The 18,245-nt window shown below is 72.2% G+C and carries 16 protein-coding genes; 14 read left to right on the top strand and 2 right to left on the bottom strand.

Going from position 1 to position 18,245, the window contains the following annotated elements; translation table 11 throughout:
* The first annotated feature begins 76 nt into the window (after positions 1-76).
* Positions 77-1,096 carry an RNA polymerase subunit sigma-70 gene (locus J4573_RS09950; RefSeq protein ID WP_208255064.1) on the top strand — a complete coding sequence of 340 codons (1,020 nt, stop codon included), beginning with the start codon at positions 77-79 and terminating at the stop codon, positions 1,094-1,096.
* Here J4573_RS09950 and clpX read toward each other — a convergent pair.
* Together clpX and J4573_RS09940 are read right to left on the bottom strand one after the other, a co-directional pair.
* Positions 1,068-2,258, bottom strand: coding sequence for an ATP-dependent Clp protease ATP-binding subunit ClpX (gene clpX, locus J4573_RS09945; RefSeq protein WP_243772801.1), 1,191 nt, complete (start codon positions 2,256-2,258; stop codon positions 1,068-1,070). The genes J4573_RS09950 and clpX overlap by 29 nt on opposite strands.
* A gap of 112 nt (positions 2,259-2,370) precedes the next feature.
* Positions 2,371-3,954 carry an AMP-binding protein gene (locus J4573_RS09940; protein WP_208255062.1) on the bottom strand — a complete coding sequence of 528 codons (1,584 nt, stop codon included), beginning with the start codon at positions 3,952-3,954 and terminating at the stop codon, positions 2,371-2,373.
* Between the two features lie 168 nt (positions 3,955-4,122).
* Between J4573_RS09940 and paaZ the strand changes: the two genes are divergently transcribed.
* From paaZ to J4573_RS09875, 13 genes are all read left to right on the top strand, one after another.
* Positions 4,123-6,156: a phenylacetic acid degradation bifunctional protein PaaZ gene (gene paaZ / locus J4573_RS09935; RefSeq protein ID WP_208255061.1), complete on the top strand. Its 2,034-nt coding sequence runs from the start codon at positions 4,123-4,125 to the stop codon at positions 6,154-6,156.
* An 85-nt stretch (positions 6,157-6,241) separates the two neighbouring features.
* Positions 6,242-6,853: a helix-turn-helix domain-containing protein gene (locus J4573_RS09930; RefSeq protein WP_307796582.1), complete on the top strand. Its 612-nt coding sequence runs from the start codon at positions 6,242-6,244 to the stop codon at positions 6,851-6,853.
* 84 nt (positions 6,854-6,937) lie between these two features.
* Positions 6,938-8,104, top strand: coding sequence for an NAD(P)/FAD-dependent oxidoreductase (locus J4573_RS09925; RefSeq protein ID WP_307796581.1), 1,167 nt, complete (start codon positions 6,938-6,940; stop codon positions 8,102-8,104).
* Positions 8,104-8,418: a (2Fe-2S)-binding protein gene (locus J4573_RS09920; RefSeq protein ID WP_208255060.1), complete on the top strand. Its 315-nt coding sequence runs from the start codon at positions 8,104-8,106 to the stop codon at positions 8,416-8,418. Before J4573_RS09925 ends, J4573_RS09920 begins: the two co-directional genes overlap by 1 nt.
* Entirely contained in the window at positions 8,415-9,812 is a 1,398-nt protein-coding gene (locus tag J4573_RS09915) for an FAD/NAD(P)-dependent oxidoreductase (protein ID WP_208255059.1), read from the top strand. The genes J4573_RS09920 and J4573_RS09915 overlap by 4 nt, the downstream gene beginning before the upstream one ends.
* Complete coding sequence (locus tag J4573_RS09910) at positions 9,809-10,738, top strand: dihydrodipicolinate synthase family protein (protein WP_208255058.1); 930 nt, start codon at positions 9,809-9,811, stop codon at positions 10,736-10,738. Before J4573_RS09915 ends, J4573_RS09910 begins: the two co-directional genes overlap by 4 nt.
* Positions 10,738-11,739, top strand: a complete 1,002-nt coding sequence (locus tag J4573_RS09905) for a proline racemase family protein (RefSeq protein ID WP_208255057.1) — start codon at positions 10,738-10,740, stop codon at positions 11,737-11,739. Before J4573_RS09910 ends, J4573_RS09905 begins: the two co-directional genes overlap by 1 nt.
* A gap of 70 nt (positions 11,740-11,809) precedes the next feature.
* Positions 11,810-13,279 carry an amino acid permease gene (locus J4573_RS09900; RefSeq protein ID WP_243772800.1) on the top strand — a complete coding sequence of 490 codons (1,470 nt, stop codon included), beginning with the start codon at positions 11,810-11,812 and terminating at the stop codon, positions 13,277-13,279.
* Positions 13,266-14,660, top strand: a complete 1,395-nt coding sequence (locus tag J4573_RS09895; RefSeq protein ID WP_208255056.1) for an aldehyde dehydrogenase (NADP(+)) — start codon at positions 13,266-13,268, stop codon at positions 14,658-14,660. The genes J4573_RS09900 and J4573_RS09895 overlap by 14 nt, the downstream gene beginning before the upstream one ends.
* Positions 14,661-14,808: 148 nt before the next feature.
* Positions 14,809-15,636 (top strand): alkaline phosphatase family protein, encoded by an 828-nt coding sequence (locus J4573_RS09890; RefSeq protein WP_208255055.1) that lies wholly within the window; start codon positions 14,809-14,811, stop codon positions 15,634-15,636.
* 2 nt (positions 15,637-15,638) lie between these two features.
* On the top strand, positions 15,639-16,871 hold the full coding sequence (locus tag J4573_RS09885) for an MFS transporter (protein ID WP_307796580.1): 1,233 nt from the start codon (positions 15,639-15,641) through the stop codon (positions 16,869-16,871).
* Positions 16,871-17,851: a TolB family protein gene (locus tag J4573_RS09880; protein ID WP_208255054.1), complete on the top strand. Its 981-nt coding sequence runs from the start codon at positions 16,871-16,873 to the stop codon at positions 17,849-17,851. The genes J4573_RS09885 and J4573_RS09880 overlap by 1 nt, the downstream gene beginning before the upstream one ends.
* Before the next feature lie 32 nt (positions 17,852-17,883).
* A partial coding sequence (locus tag J4573_RS09875) for a phage holin family protein (protein WP_208255053.1) occupies positions 17,884-18,245 on the top strand: 362 nt, incomplete at its 3' end.

Genomic DNA, 18,245 nt, shown 5'->3' with positions numbered 1-18,245 from the left:
GGTGCAGACACCGGGGCGCGCGAGAAGTGGGCGCCGTGAGCGACCATTTTCCGGGCCGCGCGGGGTCTCTATAGATGTGCTGCACACAGATGAGGTACTGACCAAGGCGCGGGGCGGCGACCGCGACGCCTTCGGGGTGCTGGTCGAGCCCTACCGCCGCGAACTCCACGTGCACTGTTACCGGATGCTGGGGTCGGTCCAGGACGCCGAGGACGTCCTCCAGGAGACCCTGTTCGCCGCCTGGCGCGGGCTGGAGCGCTTCGAGGGGCGCTCCTCGGTGCGGTCGTGGCTCTACCGCATCGCGACCAACCGCTGCCTGAACGCGCTGCGCGACGGAGGCCGCCGCCCCGACACGCGGCCCGCGACCCCGCTGCCCGAGCCGACCCGGATCGGCGAGCCGCTGTGGCTCCAGCCCTATCCCGACGCGCTCTTCGAGGACACCGAGCCGGGCCCCGAGGCCCGCTACGAGAGCCGGGAGGCGATCTCGCTGGCGTTCGTGTCCGCGCTGCAGCGGCTGCCTGCCCGCCAGCGCGCGACGCTGGTGCTGCGGGACGTGCTGGGCCTCCCGGCCGAGGAGGCCGCGCAGATGCTCGGCACCACCCGGGCCGCGATCAACAGCGCGCTCAAACGCGCCCGCGCTGGGCTGGAGGCCCGGCTGCCCGCGGGCGACCCGCCGCCGCTGCCCGGCTCGGCGCGCGAACGCCGGGCCGTGGCCGCCTTCGTCGAGGCGTTCGAACGGGGCGACGTCGACGGGATGGTCGCGCTGCTCACGGGCGACGTGCTGCTGACCATGCCGCCGCGGCCGCTGGAGTACGAGGGCCACGGGGCCGTCGCCAGGTTCTTCCGCGACTACGTGTTCGGCGCGGACCGCCGCTTCACGCTGGAGCTCACCCGTTCCAACGGCCAGCCCGCCTTCACCTACGCGACCGGCGGCGACCTCACCACGCCGCACGGCACGATCGTGCTGACGCTGGCGGGCGACCGGATCTCCGCGATCACCCGCTTCCGGCCGCTCGAACAGCGAGAGGAACGGGAGGAGCGGGAGGGACGAGAGAAGCGGCGCGAGCTCAGGCCGCGGGGCGTTCCCGCCGGATGATCGTCGGCTCGAGCCCGTCCTGGACGCAGCCGCGGTCGACCACGACCCGGGCGACGTCCTCCAGGCTCGGCACCTCGAACATCACGTTCTGCAGGACCTGCTCGACGATCGCCCGGGTGGCGCGGGCGCCGGTGCCGCGCGCCAGCGCCTGCTCGGCGATCGCGGTGAGCGCATCCTCGGTGAACTCCAGCTCGACGCCGTCGATCTCCAGGAGACGCTGGTACTGCTTGACCAGGGCGTTGCGCGGCTCGGTGAGGATCCGTACCAGCGCCTCCTGGTCCAGCGGCGCGATGGTCGTCACGATCGGCACGCGGCCGATGAACTCGGGGATCAGGCCGAACTTCAGCAGGTCCTCGGGCATGACGCCGGGCAGGGCGTCCGCCGCCTCGCCCTTGGAGCGCAGCGTCGCGCCGAAGCCGATGCCCGAGTGGTCGGTGCGGTGCTCGACGATCTTCTCCAGGCCCGCGAACGCGCCGCCGACGATGAACAGGATGTTGGTCGTGTCGATCTGGATGAGGTCCTGCTGGGGATGCTTGCGGCCGCCCTGCGGCGGCACCCCCGCGACCGTGCCCTCCAGGATCTTCAGCAGGCCCTGCTGGACGCCCTCGCCGGACACGTCGCGGGTCAGCGAGGGGTTCTCGCTCTTGCGGGCGACCTTGTCGATCTCGTCGATGTAGACGATGCCGCGCTCGGCCTTGGCGACGTCCCAGTCGGCGGCCTGCAGCAGCTTCAGCAGGATGTTCTCGATGTCCTCGCCGACGTAGCCGGCCTCGGTGAGGGCGGTGGCGTCGGCGATCGCGAACGGGACGTCCAGGCGGCGCGCCAGCGTCTGGGCCAGGTGCGTCTTGCCGCAGCCGGTGGGCCCGATCAGCATGATGTTGGACTTGCCCAGGTCGGCCTCGCCGATCCGCTTGTAATGGTTGTAGACCGCCACCGCGAGGATCTTCTTGGCGCGGTCCTGCCCCACGACGTACTCGTCGAGGAAGTCATACATTTCTCGCGGTTTGGGCAGCTCCTGCAGACCCTCGGTCTCCAGCAGCTCCTCCTCGAGGAGCTCGGTGCACAGCCCGACGCACTCGTCGCAGATGCAGAGCGCGCCCGGACCCGCGATGAGCCTCCTGACCTGGTCCTGCTTCTTCCCGCAGAACGTGCATTTCAGCAAGGCGACGACTCCTCGATGTGCAGACCTTATGATCTCATCATCCGGCTGGTCAGAGTACCCCGACGAACGGCCTGGACCGCACATCGCGAGTTCGGGGGCGCGTCAGCGCCCCTCAGCCGCGGAGCTCGCGCCTGAGGATCTTGCCGGTCGGGTTGCGGGGGAGCTCGTCGAGGAAGATCACCTCGCGCGGCACCTTGTAGCGGGCCAGATTGGCCGACACGTGCCGCTTCACCTCGTCCTCGGTGAGGTCGCCTGAGGCCACCACGAACGCGCGGAGCCGCCGCCCGAACTCCTCGTCCGGCACGCCGATCACGGCCGCCTCGCGGACCGCCGGATGGAGCGAGAGCAGCTCCTCCACCTCGCCCGGATAGACGTTCTCCCCGCCGGAGACGATCATGTCGTCGGCCCGGCCGTCCACGAACAGGCGGCCGCCCTCGTCGACATGGCCGAGATCGCCGACCGCCATCAGGCCCCCGACCTCGGCCTTGCCGCCGCCACCGGTGTAGCCGCCGAACTTGGCCGGGGTGTCCACGTGGATCTGGCCGGTCACACCCGGCGCGACAGGGCGGCCCTCGCCGTCCAGGATCGCCACCGTCGTGCCGACCGGCGGGCGGCCGACGCAGCCGGGGGCCGCCGCCAGGTCGGCCGGGGTGGCGATCGTGATGCACGAGGCCTCGGTGGACCCGTAGAAGTTGTAGAGCTTGGGCCCGAACGTCTTGATCGCCCGCCGGGCCAGCGGCGCGTCCAGCGGCGCGCCGCCGGTCATGATCACCGAGAGCCGGGACAGGTCGTGGGAGGGCAGCTCGCGCAGCGCCATGATGCGGCTCAGCATGACCGGCACCGTGATCAGGGCCGTGCAGCCGTGCCGGGCCACGGCCTCCACCACCTCGCCGGCTTCGAAGCGGCGGCGCAACACCAGCGTCGAGCCGAGTCCGAGGGCCAGGAGCGCCGCGCTCAGCCCGAGGCCGTGGAAGACCGGCGGCCCGATGAACACCGCCTCGCGGGACCGCAGCGGGATCTTGGACAGGATGCCGCCCGGCAGCGCCATCGACCGCGACTGCGGGCGTGCGGCGCCCTTGGGCTTGCCTGAGGTGCCGCTGGTCAGGATGACCATGGCGCCGTGCCGGGCGGGCGCGGGCGGCGGGGCCGGATCGCCCTCGGAGATCAGCCGGTCGAGATCGGACTCGCCGGCGTCGCACCAGGCGGTGTAGGTCCCCTCGGGCAGGTCGAGGCCCGCGACGATCCCGGTGTACTCCTCGTCGTGGACCAGGGCCGTGACGCCCTCGCGGGCGACCGCGTCGCGCAGCTGCGGTCCGGCGAAGTCGGTGTTGAGGAACAGCACCGAGGCCCCGGTCTTGGCGGCGGCCGACATCGCCTCCAGCAGCCCCCGGTGGTTGCGGCACAGGATGCCGACCGTGCCGCCCACCCCGAGTCCGCGCTCCAGCCAGGCGTTGGCGAGCGCGTTGCAGCGCTGTTCCAGCTCGGCGAACGTGACGGCGCCCCGTTCGTCCACCAGGCCGGTCCGGCCGGGGAAGCGGCAGGCGGGCAGCGTGGTGGCCGCCCCGAGCGGCCCGTACGCGCGCAGCGCCCGGGCGGTCGCCTTGAGGACCCTCGGCGGGACCGGACCGATCATGCCCGCGCGGACGACCGCGCGCAGACCGTTGAGCTCCGCCGAGATTCGGGTGAACGGCACCATGCCGGAAAGCGTAGGAGGACCTGCAACAAAAGCACAAGAAGTGTTCATCGGTTCCGGTCCGTCCAAGTGCCCCGGGGAGGCGTGACAGACCCGGATTCGTGGCAGGAAGATGCTGAGCGTCCGGTCGGGTCATCCGGCCGAGGCGACGCGAGGACAAGGAGGTCCCCGGTGGTTACGCTGCGCAGCTATGTGTCCGGTTCCTGGCGCGCCCCGGCGGGCGAGGGCGCGCCGCTCCTGGACGCGGCGACGGGCGAGGAGGTGGCCCGGATCTCCGCGGCGGGGGTCGACCGGGCGGCCGCCCTGGACCACGGGCGCACCGTGGGAGGGCCTGCCCTGCGGGAGCTGACCTTCCACCAGCGCGCCGCTCTGCTGAAGTCCCTCGCGTCCTACCTCCGAGAGCACCGGGAGGAGCTCTACGCCCTGTCGGCGCGTACGGGGGCGACCCTGGGCGACTCCAAGTTCGACATCGACGGCGGCATCGGCGTCCTTTTCGGCTATTCGAGCAAGGGCCGCCGCGAGCTGCCCAATGACACCGTCCTGGTCGAGGGCGACGTCGAGCCGCTGGGCAAGGGCGGCACGTTCGTCGCCCAGCACGTCTGCACGCCGCTGCGCGGGGTCGCGGTGCAGATCAACGCGTTCAACTTCCCGGTCTGGGGGCCGCTGGAGAAGTTCGCGCCCGCGTTCGTCGCCGGGGTGCCGAGCCTGATCAAGCCCGCGAGCCAGACCGCCTACCTGACGGCCCGGCTGATCGAGCTGATCGTGGAGTCCGGGCTGTTGCCCGAGGGCTCCATCCAGGTGCTCTGCGGCGAAGCTGGCGACCTTCTTGATCATCTGACCGAGCAGGACCTGGTCGGCTTCACCGGCTCGGCCTCGACCGCGCAGCGCCTGCGCACCCATCCCGGCGTCGTCGGCCATGCCGTCCGCTTCAATGCCGAGGCGGACTCGCTGAACTGCTCGATCCTCGGGCCCGACGCCACGCCGGGCACCCCTGAGTTCGATCTCTACGTCAAGCAGCTGGTCAACGAGATGACCGTCAAGGCCGGGCAGAAGTGCACCGCGATCCGGCGCGCGTTCGTCCCCGCCGCGCTGATGGACCAGGTCGCGGACGCGGTGGGCGAACGGCTCGCCAAGATCACGGTCGGCAACCCGGCGAACCCCGACGTGCGGATGGGCGCCCTGGCGAGCTTGGACCAGCGCGAGGAGGTCCGCCGGTCGCTGAAACCGCTCATGGACGCCGGACGGGTGGTCTTCGGCGACCCGGACCAGGTCTCGGTGGTGGACGCCGACGCCGAACGCGGCGCGTTCATCTCGCCGATCCTGCTGCGCGCCGACGACCCGGAGCGGGCCGAACCGCACGAGGTCGAGGCGTTCGGGCCGGTCAGCACGCTGATGCCCTACGAGAGCGCCGAGCAGGTCGTCGAGCTGGCCGCGCGCGGCCGGGGGAGCCTAGCCGGATCCGTCGTCACCTCTGACGCCGCCTTCGCCCGTGAGGTCGTGCTCGGCGTCGCGCCCTGGCACGGCAGGCTGCTGGTCCTGAACTCCGAGGACGCCAAGGAGTCCACCGGGCACGGCTCTCCGCTGCCCGCCCTCGTCCACGGCGGGCCCGGCCGCGCCGGCGGCGGCGAGGAGATGGGCGGCGTACGGGGCGTGGTGCACCACATGCAGCGCACCGCCCTGCAGGCCGGTCCGGCCATGATGACCGCCCTGACCGGGCGCTGGGTGCCCGGCACCGACCGTACGGTCACGGGCGAGCACCCGTTCCGCAAGCACCTGGAGGACCTGCGGGTCGGTGACACCGCCGTCGGCGGGCCGCGCGCGGTGAGCCTGGAGGACGTGGAGCACTTCGCCGCGTTCACCGGCGACACCTTCTACGCCCACATGGACGAGGAGTCGGCCAGGGCCAACCCGTTCTTCAACGGGCGGGTCGCGCACGGTTACCTGATCGTGTCGTTCGCCGCCGGGCTGTTCGTCTCACCGGAGCCCGGCCCGGTGCTGGCCAACTACGGCCTGGAGAACCTGCGCTTCCTGACTCCCGTCTACCCGGGCGATGAGCTGACGGTGACCTTGACCGCCAAGCAGATCACCCCGCGCGAGGGAACCGAGTACGGCGAGGTCCGCTGGGACACCGACGTCACCAACCAGGACGGGGCCTCGGTCGCCAAGTACGACGTGCTCACACTGGTCGCGAAGAGGTCCGGCTGAGCCTCGCCGAGGGGCTCGGGATCGCGCACGGGCGCCGCCTCCTATACTCGTTCGGTAAAGCGAACGTAAGGCGAGGAGGGCGCCCGTGAGCGCGTCGGGTGATTCGGTACGGGACATGCTCGCGGTCAATCTGCGGCGCGCCCGGCTGGAGCTGGGGCTCTCGCTGTCGGAGCTGTCCCGCCGGTCCAAGATCGGCAAGGCGACGCTCTCGCAGCTGGAGGCGGGCGCGGGCAACCCCACGATCGAGACCGTGTTCAGCCTGTCGCGCGCGCTCGAGGTGCCCATCTCCGACCTGCTCGACCAGCAGCAGCCCTCCGGCCTCACGGTCGTGCGCGCCGCCGACGTCGAGGTGCTGAGCGGCGAGGGCGTGGACCTGCGCCCGCTGCGCGGCATCGAGTCCGGCGGCGCCATCTTCGAGGTCTACGACCAGCAGGTACGCGCCGACTCGCGGCAGGACTCGCTCGGCCACGTCGGCACCGAGCACACGATCGTGCAGGCGGGCCGGCTCGGCGTTCGGGTGGACGATCGTGAGGTCGAGCTCGGGCCGGGCGACTACGTCGGCTTCGACGCCCGGCTGCCGCACGCCTACACGGCCCTGGCGGGGCCCGTGCGGTCGGTGCTGCTCCTGCAGTACCGCTCTGACCAGCGCCTTCACTCGGCGCCGGCGCAGCCGCCGTGCCTGGCCGAAGCACCGTGACGCCGATCTCATTCCACCGTTGACATCGTCCGGGACGTCGCCATAGATTCGGAATCGTTCGGTTTAACGAACGATGACTGGAGGGTGACGTTGTCCGTGACGCGGGTGCTGGTCTGTGGTGCCGGGATCATCGGTGCGGCGTGCGCCCGCGAGCTGGCCCGGGCCGGGTTCGCGGTCACCGTCGTGGACCGGGGCGGTCCCGCCGGGGCGACCACCGCCCACGGCGAGGGCAACGTCCTGGTCTCCGACAAGGGCCCGGGCCCCGAGCTGGAGCTGGCCCGGCTGTCGCGGCGGCTCTGGCCCGAGATCCTGGACGGTCTGCCGAACGCCGAGACGGTCGAGTGGGAGCCCAAGGGCGGGATCGTCGTCGCGACCACCACCGCCGGAGCCGAGGCACTTACCGCGTTCGCCGCGAGCCAGCGGGAGGCGGGCGTCGTCGCCGAGCCGATGGACGCCGCCGCACTCGCCGCGGCGGAGCCGCACGTCACCAGGGACTTCGCCGCCGCCGTCCACTACCCCGAGGACGCCCAGGTGCAGCCCGCGGGCGCGGCGACCACCCTGCTCACCGACGCGATCCGCGCGGGCGCCACGCTCCGCACCGGCTGCGAGATCCTCGGCGCGATCACCGAGGGCGGGCGGATCACCGGCGTCCGTACGTCCGTGGGAACGTTCCACGCCGAGGTGGTGATCAACGCCGCCGGACCCTGGTCGGGCGAGGTCGCGGGCCGCCTCGGCGCACCGATCGACGTGCGGCCCCGGCGCGGCGAGGTGCTGGTCACCACGCCGATGCCGCCGACCGTCTTCCACAAGGTCTACGACGCCGATTACGTGGGCGCGGTCGGCAGCGGCGCCGAGGAGCTCCAGGCGTCGGCCGTGGTCGAGTCGACCCGCGCCGGGACGATCCTGCTGGGCTCGTCGCGGCGCCGGGTCGGGTTCGACGAACGGATCCGCCCCGAGGTCCTGTCGGTCATCGCGGGCAAGGCGCTGAAGCTCTTCCCGATGCTGGCGGGCGTCCAGACCATGCGCGCCTACGGCGGCTTCCGCCCGTACGTGCCCGACCACCTGCCGGTCATCGGCCCCGACCCGCGCCTGCCGGGGCTCTGGCACGCCTCCGGCCACGAGGGTGCCGGGATCGGCCTTTCGGCCGGCACCGCCGCGCTCCTGCGCGACCTGCTGCTCGACAAGCCGCCCGAGATCGACGCCAAGCCGTTCCGCGTCGACCGTCCCGCCGTCCTAGGGGAGACCGCCTGATGAGCCCGAGACTCGTCCGCAGCCAGGACGACGCCACCGGCCGCCGCCCGGACACGCCCCTGCAGATCACCATCGACGGCGACGCCATGCCGGGCGTCCAGGGCCAGACCATCGCGGGCGTGCTGCTCGCGGGCGGCCGGCACGCCTGGCGCGAGGGCCCGTCCGGAGCGCCGCGCGGCGTCTTCTGCGGCATCGGCGTCTGCTTCGACTGCCTGGTCACCGTCAACGGCGAACGCGACGTGCGCGCCTGCCGCCGCCGCGCTCACGACGGCGACGTGGTCACCACCCAGTCCCGCGCGCAGGAGGCACGATGAGCCGCTCCGCTCGCCACGTCGTCGTCATCGGCGCCGGGCCCGCCGGTCTGGGCGCCGCGGCCGCCGCGCTGCGCGCCGGAGCGCGGGTGAGGCTGGTCGACTCGGCCGAGCAGCCCGGCGGCCAGTACCACCGGATGCTCCCCGACGCCTACGACGCCGCCCATCCCGAACGCCTCCACCACGGCTGGGGCGGGTTCGAGCGGACGCGCCGCCGCGTGCTCGGCCATCCGCGCTGCGACTGGTGGGCGGAGAGCGCCGTGTGGGCGCTGGACCGTGTCGATGACCGGCCGCCGCTCGTTCACGTGGTCCGGGGGCAGGCCGACGGTGCCGGACGGGAACGGCACGTCCTCGAACCCGATGCCCTCGTGCTCGCGCCGGGCGCTCATGATCGCGTCCTGCCGTTCCCCGGCTGGGACCTTCCCGGCGTGTTCACCGCGGGCGCCGCGCAGGCCCTCGCCAAGGGAGAACGCCTGGTCATCGGCGACCACGTCATCATCGCGGGCTCCGGGCCGTTCCTGCTGCCCGTCGCCGCCTCCCTCCTGGAGGCCGGATCCACGGTCCTGGAGGTCCTGGAGGCCAACACCGCAGCCACCGTCGCGCGCGGGTGGGGGAGCAGGCCGTGGGAGCTGGCCTCCCAGAGCGGCAAGGCGGCCGAGCTGGCCGAATACACCTCGCTCCTCGCCCGCCGCCGCGTTCCGTACCGGACCGGCCGCACGGTCGTCGAGGCGCGCGGCGAGGACCGGGTCGAGGAGGTCGTGACCGCCCGGCTGCGCGCCGACTGGTCGATCGTCCCCGGCACCGAACGGACCGTCGTGGTCGACGCCGTCTGCGTCTCCCACGGCTTCACCCCGCAACTCGAACTGCCCGCCGCCGCGGGCTGCGCCATCGACGGCTTCGTCCGCGTCGACGACGACCAGCTGACCACCGCCCCCGGCGTCTACGCGGCAGGCGAGATCACCGGCATCGCAGGTGCACCGGCGGCCCGTACCGAAGGACTGCTCGCGGGCTGGCTCGCCGCCGGGGGAGGGCCCGAGGCGCCCGAGATCCGGCGCCTGCGGCGCCGCCGCGACCAGGGCCGGGCGTTCGCCGCCAGGCTCGCCGCCGCCCACCCGATCGGCGACGGCTGGACGAGCTGGCTCCGCCCCGACACCACCGTCTGCCGCTGCGAGGAGACCACCTACGGCGCGCTGTGCGCGGCGGCGGGATCGGGCCGTTCGGTACGGCTCGAGACTCGCGCCGGGCTCGGCCCCTGCCAGGCCCGCATCTGCGGGCCCACCGTCGCCGAGCTGCTCGCCCGCCGCGGCATCACGACCACCCCCCACAACAGGCCGATCGCCCAGCCGCTGCGGCTCGGCGAGCTGGCATCCCCCACCAGAGAAGAGAGCGCCAGATGAGCAAGAACAGGATCGAGAGTCTCGGGGGCGTCATCGTCGCCACGGCGCTGCCCTACTACGCCGACGCCTCGGCCCCCGCCGGGCTGGCCGTCGACTACGACAAGTTCGCCGAGCACTGCCGCTGGCTGGTCGACAACGGCTGCCGAGGAGTCGGCCCGAACGGCTCGCTCGGCGAGTACTCCTCGCTGACGGGCGACGAGCGCCGCCGCGTCGCCCGCACCGCGATCGAGACCGTCGGCGACGACGGCGTCGTGGTCGTCGGCGTGCACGGCCCCGGCTCGCACCAGGCCAGGCACTGGGCCGAGCTCGCCGCCGAGGACGGCGCCGACGGCGTGCTGTGCCTGCCGCCGACGATGTATCGCGCCAACCGCGGCGAGGTCCTCGCCCACTTCGAGGCCGTCGCGTCGGTCGGGCTGCCGGTCATGGTCTACAACAACCCCATCGACACCAAGGTCGACCTCACCCCCGACCTGCTCGCCGAGATCGCCCAGATCGACAACGTGGTCGCGGTCAAGGAGTTCTCCGGCGACGTCCGCCGGGTACTGGAGATCAAGGAGAAGGCCCCGGGCATCGAGGTGGTCGCGGGCGCCGACGACGTGACCCTGGAGGCGCTGCTCATGGGCGCGACCGGCTGGTTCGCCGGCTTCCCGAACGTCTTCCCTGCCGAGTCCGCCAAGCTCTACGAGCTGGCCACGGCGGGCAAGCTCGACGAGGCCCGCGCGCTGTACGAGCCGCTGGTCGCCGCGTTCCGCTGGGACTCGCGCACCGAGTTCGTCCAGGCGATCAAGCTCGGCATGGAGCAGGTCGGCCGGTACGGCGGCCCGTGCCGCCCGCCGCGCGGCCCGCTCACCGACGAGCACCGCGCCCAGGTCACCGCCGACATGGCCCGCGCGATCTCCGCCCTGGAGCAGCGGAGGGCCGCCTGATGCGCTCGGTCCGCACGATCACCGCGGTCGACTCCCACACCGAGGGGATGCCGACCCGGGTCGTCACCGGCGGGGTGGCGCCGATCCCCGGCGCCACCATGGCCGAGCGGCGCCGGTACGCCATGGAGCACCTGGACGGGCTGCGGCGCTTCCTCATGGACGAGCCGCGCGGCCACCCCGCGATGAGCGGCGCGCTGCTGCAGCCGCCGATCGACCCGCGGGCCGACTGGGGCGTCGTCTACATCGAGGTGAGCGGGTTCCTGCCGATGTGCGGGCACGGCACCATCGGCGTGGCGACCGTCCTCGTCGAGACCGGCATGGTCGAGGTGACCGAGCCGGAGACCATCGTGCGGCTCGACGTCCCGGCCGGGCTGGTCGAGGCGCGGGTGGCGGTGCGCGACGGGCGGGCCGAGCACGTCACGCTGCGCAACATCCCCTCGTTCGCGCTGGAACTGGACGCCGCCGTGGACGTGCCGGGCCTCGGCGAGGTCCGCTACGACATGGCCTACGGCGGCAACTTCTACGCCATCACCGACCTGGACAAGCTGGGCCTGCCGTTCGACCGGGCACGCAAGGACGACATCCTGAAGGCCGGGCTGGCGATCATGGAGGCGATCAACGAGCAGAACCGCCCGCAGCACCCGGCCGACCCGCTGATCGGCGGCTGCAAGCACGTCCAGTTCATCGCGCCCGGTTCGGACGCCGCCCACTCGCGCAACGCCATGGCCATCAGCCCCGGCTGGTTCGACCGGTCGCCGTGCGGTACCGGCACCTCGGCCCGGATGGCCCAGCTGCACGCGCGCGACGAGCTGCCCCTGGTCACCGAGTTCGTGAACGAGTCGTTCATCGGCACCCGCTTCATCGGCCGCCTCACCGGCACCACCGAGGTCGGCGGGCTGCCCGCGGTCGTCCCCGAGTTCTCCGGACGCGCCTGGATCACCGGCACCGCCAACTACCTGCTGGACCCGAGCGACCCCTTCCCTGAGGGCTTCGTTCTCTAGTCCACAGCTCGCCCGGTCCTGACCGGTCACACCCCCTTTTCACACCCCGCACCCACCGGGAGGGACCTTCATGTCCCAAGTCATGCCAAAAACAGGTTCGAAACCGCCGACGTTCTCGCGCGGCGGCATCTTCCGCCTGAAGCCCGTCGACTCCTCCGAGGAGGAGACCTCCGGCGGCCTGAAGCGCACCATGGGCCTGTGGCAGCTGGTCGCGCTCAGCCTCGGCGGCCTGGTCGGCGCCGGCGTCTTCTCGCTCGCGGGCGTCGTCGCCCACGAGGACGCCGGGCCCGGCGTGATGATCTCGTTCCTCATCGCGATCGTCGCCAGCTGTGCCGCCGCGCTCTGTTACGCCGAGTTCGCCGGCATGATCCCCAAGGCCGGCTCCGCCTACACCTACTCCTACGCCGCGCTCGGCGAGGCCGTCGGCTGGGCGATCGGCTGGGACCTGCTGCTGGAGTACACCGCGATCGTCGCCGTCGTGGCCATCGCGATCTCCGGCTACCTGTCCTACCTCGCCGACCAGATCGGGCTGAACCTGCCCGACTGGATGCTCGGCGCGCCCGGCACCGGCTCGGGCCACAAGGTCGACCTGTTCGCCGCTGCGCTCTGCCTGCTGCTGGCGTACGTGCTGTCGCGCGGCACCCAGGGGACGGCCCGGTTCGAGACCATCCTGGTGGTCATCAAGCTCGGCATCGTCGCCCTGGTGATCGTCGCGGGCGCCTTCCACATCTCGGGCGGCAACTACAGCCCGTTCCTGCCGTTCGGCATCTCCGGCGCGATCTCCGGCGCCGCGACGACCTTCTTCGCGGTGTACGGCTACGACGCGATGAGCGCCGCCGCCGAGGAGAGCGCCGAGGCCAAGAAGGTGCTGCCGAAGGCGATCATGATCTCGCTGGGGATCGCCGCGCTGATCTACGTCGCCGTCTGCATCGTGCTGCTCGGCATGCAGAACTACCAGGACATCAACACCAAGAGCCCGTTCTCCAGCGCACTGTCGTCGGTCGGGCTGGCCTGGGCCGGGACCGTCGTCGCGGTCGGCGCCGTCATCGGCATCACCACCTCCGCGCTCGCCAACATGCTCGCCGTCACCCGCGTGTGGTTCTCGATGAGTCGCGACGGGCTGCTGCCCGCCTGGTTCGCCAAGAACGACGCCAAGCGGCACGTCCCCACCCGCGTGATCTGGCTGGTCGGCATCGGGTCGGCGATCATCGCCGGGTTCCTGCCGATCCGCGAGGCCGCCGACCTCACCAACATCGGCATCCTGATGGCGTTCATCGTGGTGGCCGTCGCCGTCACGGTCATGCGAAGGACGCGGCCGGACCTGCCGCGCTCGTTCCGCACTCCGCTGGTTCCGCTGGTGCCCTTGATCGGCATAGCGTTCTCGATATGGCTCATCGCCAACCTCGACTGGGTCACCTGGGTCCGGTTCGCGGTCTGGATGGTGCTGGGCCTGATCGTCTACGCGTTCTACGGATACCGGAACTCCGCGGAGAACGACCGCGGTCCCACCGAGGAAGGAACAGCTCATGACAGCGCCTGAGCAGGCGGTGCGGGCGGCCGTCGAGGCCGCACGCGACTGGGCCGAGGCGGCGCCGGGGAGCCGGGCCCAGACCCTCACGGCCGTCGCGGACGCCCTGGAGGCGGCCCGCGCCGAGCTGGTCGAGCTCGCGGACGCCGAGACCCACCTCGGCGAGACGCGGCTGAACGGCGAGCTGACCCGCACCACCTTCCAGCTCAGGCTGTTCGCCGAGCAGGTGGAGGCCGGGGCGTTCTACGACGCGCGCATCGACGCCGCCGACCCGGACTGGGCCACCGGCCCGCGCCCCGACCTGCGGCGCTACCGCGCCGCGCTCGGCCCGGTGCTGGTCTTCGCCGCGAGCAACTTCCCGTTCGCGTTCAGCGTCGCGGGCGGCGACACCGCCTCCGCGTGGGCGGCGGGCTGCCCGGTCGTCGTGAAGGCGCACCCCGGCCACCCGCGCCTGTCCCGCCGTACGGCCGAGATCATCACCGGCGTCGTCCCGGCGGGCGTGTTCGGGCTGATCGAGGGCGAGCAGGAGGGCGTCGAGGCGCTCAACCACCCCGGCATCGCGGCGGCCGCGTTCACCGGCTCGGTGCGCGGCGGCCTGGCGCTCGCCCGGATCGCCGCCGAACGGCCGGTGCCGATCCCGTTCTACGGCGAGCTCGGCAGCGTCAACCCGGTCGTGGTGACGCCCGGCGCCGCCAAGGCGCGCGGCGAGGAGATCGCCAAGGGCTACGCCGGCTCGCTCACCCTGGGCGCCGGGCAGTTCTGCACCAACCCCGGCCTGCTCTTCGCACCCGCGTCGCTGGTCGACCCGATCGCCGAGCAGGTCGGCGCCGCCGCCACGGCCCCGATGCTGAACGACCGCATCGAGTCCGGCTACCTGTCGGGCGCGTCCAGGCTCGGCGAGCTGCCCGGCATCCGCAAGGTCGTCTGGCCGGACGAGGGCACGGCGGCGCCGCGCCTCCTGACGATGTCCCTGGAGGCGTTCGACGCCGATCGGGAAGCGGCGGGGGAGGAGTGCTTCGGCCCGCTCGGGCTCGTCGTGACCTACGAGCGGCTGGAGGACGTCGCGGGAGTGCTGGCCGAGCTTCCGGGGCAGCTCACCACCTCGCTGCACGCCGAGCAGGACGAGGCGCCGGGTCTCGCCGATCTGGCCGAGGCGCTCGTGGAGCGCAGCGGCCGGGTCCTGTGGAACCAGTGGCCCACCGGGGTCTCGGTCACCCACGCGATGCAGCACGGCGGCCCGTTCCCCGCGACCACGACGCCGGCCACGACCTCGGTCGGCACCGCCGCGATCGAACGGTTCCTGCGGCCGGTCGCCTACCAGAACTGGCCGCAGGAACTCCTGCCGCCGCCGCTGCGCGACGACAACCCGTGGGGAGTGCCTCAGCGTCACTGAAGCGAGGTCGACTTGGGGCTTTACCCGTAGTTGGTCTTGGTGTCTCCTATTGGCAGAACGGTCGCAGCGGAACCGACGCAGACCGGTGTCACGGTCACGGCAGCAGGCTCCGCACAGTCCTCGGGGGACTGACCGCCAGGAGGCATTCGTGCCGTACGACCCCGCTCCCACGTCGCTCCTTCGGCTGACCCGCCGATGGCCGCTCGCCGCGGCGGCCGTGCCCACCCCGGACCACGTCGTCGTGGCGGTGTTCGAGAACCACGCCTACTCCCAGGTCATCGGCAACTCCAGCGCCCCGTACCTCACCTCGCTGGCGAACGGCGGCGCCAACTTCAGCAACTTCTTCGCCGAGACGCATCCGAGCGAGCCCAACTACTTCGCGATGTTCTCCGGCAGTACGCAGGGCATCACCGACGATGCCTGCCCGCCGCCCGGCTCCCCGTACAACAAGGCCAACCTGGGCGCCGAGGTCATCGCGGCCGGCCGCACCTTCGGCAGCTACAACGAGGGCCTGCCGTCGGAGGGCTCCACGACGTGCAGCACCGGCAAGTACGCCCGCAAGCACAACCCGTGGTTCTCCTTCAGCAACCTGCCCGCCTCGACCGGGCACACCTTCGCCCAGTTCCCCACCGACTACACCCAGCTGCCGACCGTGTCGTACGTGGTCCCCGACCTGTGCAACGACATGCACGACTGCTCGGTGAAGACCGGTGACACCTGGACCAAGAGCAAACTGGACGGCTACGCGCAGTGGGCCAAGACCCACAACAGCGTCCTGATCATCACCTTCGACGAGGACAACCGGCTGGCCGGCAACAAGATCCCGACGCTCTTCTACGGCGCGCACGTCAAGGTCGGCGGCTACACGACCCAGTACAACCACTACAACCTGCTGCGCACCGTCGAGGACATGTACGGCACCACCCACGCGGGCAACGCCGCCTCGGCCTCCCCGATCACCGAGGCCTGGCAGTAACCGTGTACCTGTCGGCGACCCGTTCCGCCGATGCCGCCGCCGGAACGCCCACGGGCGCCTGGCACCGGACGCTCCGGCTGGTCGCGCCCAACGTCGTCGCGCTGGGCGCGGTCAGCCTGATCACCGACGTCTCCTCGGAGATGGTGACCGCGGTCCTGCCGCTGTACCTGGTGGCCGGGATCGGGCTGCCTCCGCTGGCGTTCGGCTTCCTCGACGGCCTGTACGGCGGCGCCACGGCGTTCGTGCGGCTCATCGGCGGCCAGTTCGCGGACCGTCGCCAGCGGCACAAGCTGGTCGCCGGGACCGGCTACGCCCTGTCCGCGCTGTGCAGACCCGCGATGCTGCTGGCGACCTCGGTGCCCGCCATCGGCGCCGTCCTGGTCGCCGACCGCGCGGGCAAGGGCCTGCGGACCGCGCCCCGCGACGCGCTCATCTCGTTGTCCAGTCCTGCGGACGAGCAGGGGCGCGCGTTCGGCGTGCACCGCGCCATGGACACCGCGGGCGCTCTGCTCGGCCCGCTGGTGGCGTTCTGGGTGCTCACCGCCACCGTGCAGCAGTACGACGCGGTCTTCGTGGTCAGCTCCTGCTTCGCCGCGCTCGGCGTGCTGGTCCTGGTCATGTTCGTACGCGACCAGCGGGGCAAGACCGGCGGCTCGGTGCGGATGACGCTGTCGGCGCTGCGCCGCCCGGCGTTCGCGCGGATCTGCGCGTGCGCGGTGCTGCTCGGGGTGGCGACGGTCAGCGACTCGTTCGTCTACCTGCTGCTCCAGCACCGGCTGGACTTCTCGGCGCGCTACTTCCCGCTGCTTCCGGTCGGGACGGCGTCGGCCTTCCTGCTGCTGGCGGTCCCGATGGGCCTGGCGGCCGACAAGGCAGGCCGGTGGCGGATCTTCCTGGGCGGCCACGTCCTGCTCCTCGGCGTGTACGCGCTTCTGCTCTCGCCCGTCGACGGCGCCGTTCTCGTGGCGGCGGCGCTGGCCTTGCACGGAGCGTTCTACGCGGCCACCGACGGGGTGCTGATGGCGCTCGCCGGGCCCTTGCTCGCGCCCGAGACGCGGGCCGGGGGACTGGCCATCCTGCAGACCGGCCAGGCCGCCGCACGGTTCGGCTGCTCCCTTCTCTTCGGCGCGGCCTGGACGTGGTGGGGGCCCTCGTCCGCGGTCTGGGCCGCCGTGTCGCTCCTGGTCGTCGCGGGGGCGGCCGCCACCCTGATCCTGCGTCCCCGCGAGGCCTGATGCTCAAGACCCGCCTGACCGTCCTGCTCGCCGCCATCATCGTGCTGGCCGTGATCGCGACCGGTTACACGATGCACGCCGCCGGACGGCAGGACTCCGGCGGCGGGCGCAGCGGCGCGTTCAACCTGCGCACACCCGGGCAGCTGGTGTTCCGGGACACCGAGATGGGGCCCAACAAGGACCACCTGGCCGCCGTGCCCGCGAGCGATCCGGGTGCGGCGCGGGCGGTGTCCGACGTCGCCTGCGCGCGGTTCTACGCGGCGGCGGGAACGGGCGTCTGCCTGCGCAACAAGCCCGGCCTCACCCCGGCGTACGAGGCGGTCATCCTCGACGCCTCCCTGCACGAGACGCACCGCTACCCCGGCACGGGCATCCCGTCCCGCGCCCGGGTCTCGGCCGACGGCCGGATGGCGGCCTGGACGGTCTTCGTCAGCGGAGACTCCTACGGCGGCCCGTTCTCCACCCGCACGAGCATCCTCGACACCCGCACCGGCCACCTCATCTCCTCCCTCGAGGACTTCTCCATCACCAAGGACGGATCGTCCTACCGTTCACCGGACGTGAACTACTGGGGCGTGACGTTCGCCGACGACGACCGCTTCTACGCGACGCTCGCGACCAAGGGCAAGACCTACCTCGTGCAGGGCGAGGTGGGCGCGCGCCGGGTCCGCACCCTGCACGAGAACGTCGAATGCCCGTCGCTGTCACCCGACGGCACCCGCGTCGTCTACAAGAAGAAGGTCAGGTCGGTCTCCAGCGGCAGCCCGTGGCGCCTGTACGCGCTGTCACTGAAGACCATGAAGGAGACCCCGCTCGCCGAGCCGAGGAACATCGACGACCAGGCCGTCTGGCTGAACGACACGAGCGTGGTCTACGCGCTCCCCGGCGACTTCGGCACCGACCTCTGGACGATCCCCGCCGACGGGACCGGCGCGCCCCGCGAACTGGTCGGCAGGGCGCTGGCGCCCGCGCTCAGCTGAATTCGTTGCCGTTTGGTGGGTAAGGGGGATCTATGAAGAAGTCCGAACTGCCTGAGGCGTTGGAAGGAAACGTCACGCTCGCCGGGCAGGTCGTTGACGCGGCCCAGCGCGAGATGGCGGACAAGGCGCGGCTGCGCGTGCCCGCGATCAGGATGGGCGCCCTCGCCGGTGTGCTGGGCGCGTGCGCCACCGCCGCGTCGTACCGGACGAGCGTGCTCATGCTGGAAAAACACCTGCCGCCGGAGATCGCGTCGTTCGTCGCGGCCATCGCCTACGGCGGCGGAGCGGGCTGTGCCGCGCTCGTCGCATCGCGCAAGTGGAAGGGGTTGCCGGCGCCGCTGCCGACCGAGACGGCCGGGAAGGTCGTCAGCGTCCTCGCCGACAAGGCCGGCGA

The organism is Actinomadura barringtoniae (assembly GCF_017573505.1).
GTDB lineage: Bacteria > Actinomycetota > Actinomycetes > Streptosporangiales > Streptosporangiaceae > Spirillospora > Spirillospora barringtoniae.
Note: the sequence above shows the minus strand (reverse complement) of the source record. Positions and strands in the feature narration are given on the sequence as shown.

Bases quoted from the DNA above. Each gene is read 5' to 3' on its own strand.
- J4573_RS09895 (WP_208255056.1), top strand. From the start codon at position 13,266: ATGACAGCGCCTGAGCAGGCGGTGCGGGCGGCCGTCGAGGCCGCACGC.
- J4573_RS09920 (WP_208255060.1), top strand. From the start codon at position 8,104: ATGAGCCCGAGACTCGTCCGCAGCCAGGACGACGCCACCGGCCGCCGC.
- J4573_RS09910 (WP_208255058.1), top strand. From the start codon at position 9,809: ATGAGCAAGAACAGGATCGAGAGTCTCGGGGGCGTCATCGTCGCCACG.
- J4573_RS09905 (WP_208255057.1), top strand. From the start codon at position 10,738: ATGCGCTCGGTCCGCACGATCACCGCGGTCGACTCCCACACCGAGGGG.
- J4573_RS09900 (WP_243772800.1), top strand. From the start codon at position 11,810: ATGTCCCAAGTCATGCCAAAAACAGGTTCGAAACCGCCGACGTTCTCG.
- J4573_RS09915 (WP_208255059.1), top strand. From the start codon at position 8,415: ATGAGCCGCTCCGCTCGCCACGTCGTCGTCATCGGCGCCGGGCCCGCC.
- J4573_RS09880 (WP_208255054.1), top strand. From the start codon at position 16,871: ATGCTCAAGACCCGCCTGACCGTCCTGCTCGCCGCCATCATCGTGCTG.
- J4573_RS09940 (WP_208255062.1), bottom strand. From the start codon at position 3,954: ATGGTGCCGTTCACCCGAATCTCGGCGGAGCTCAACGGTCTGCGCGCG.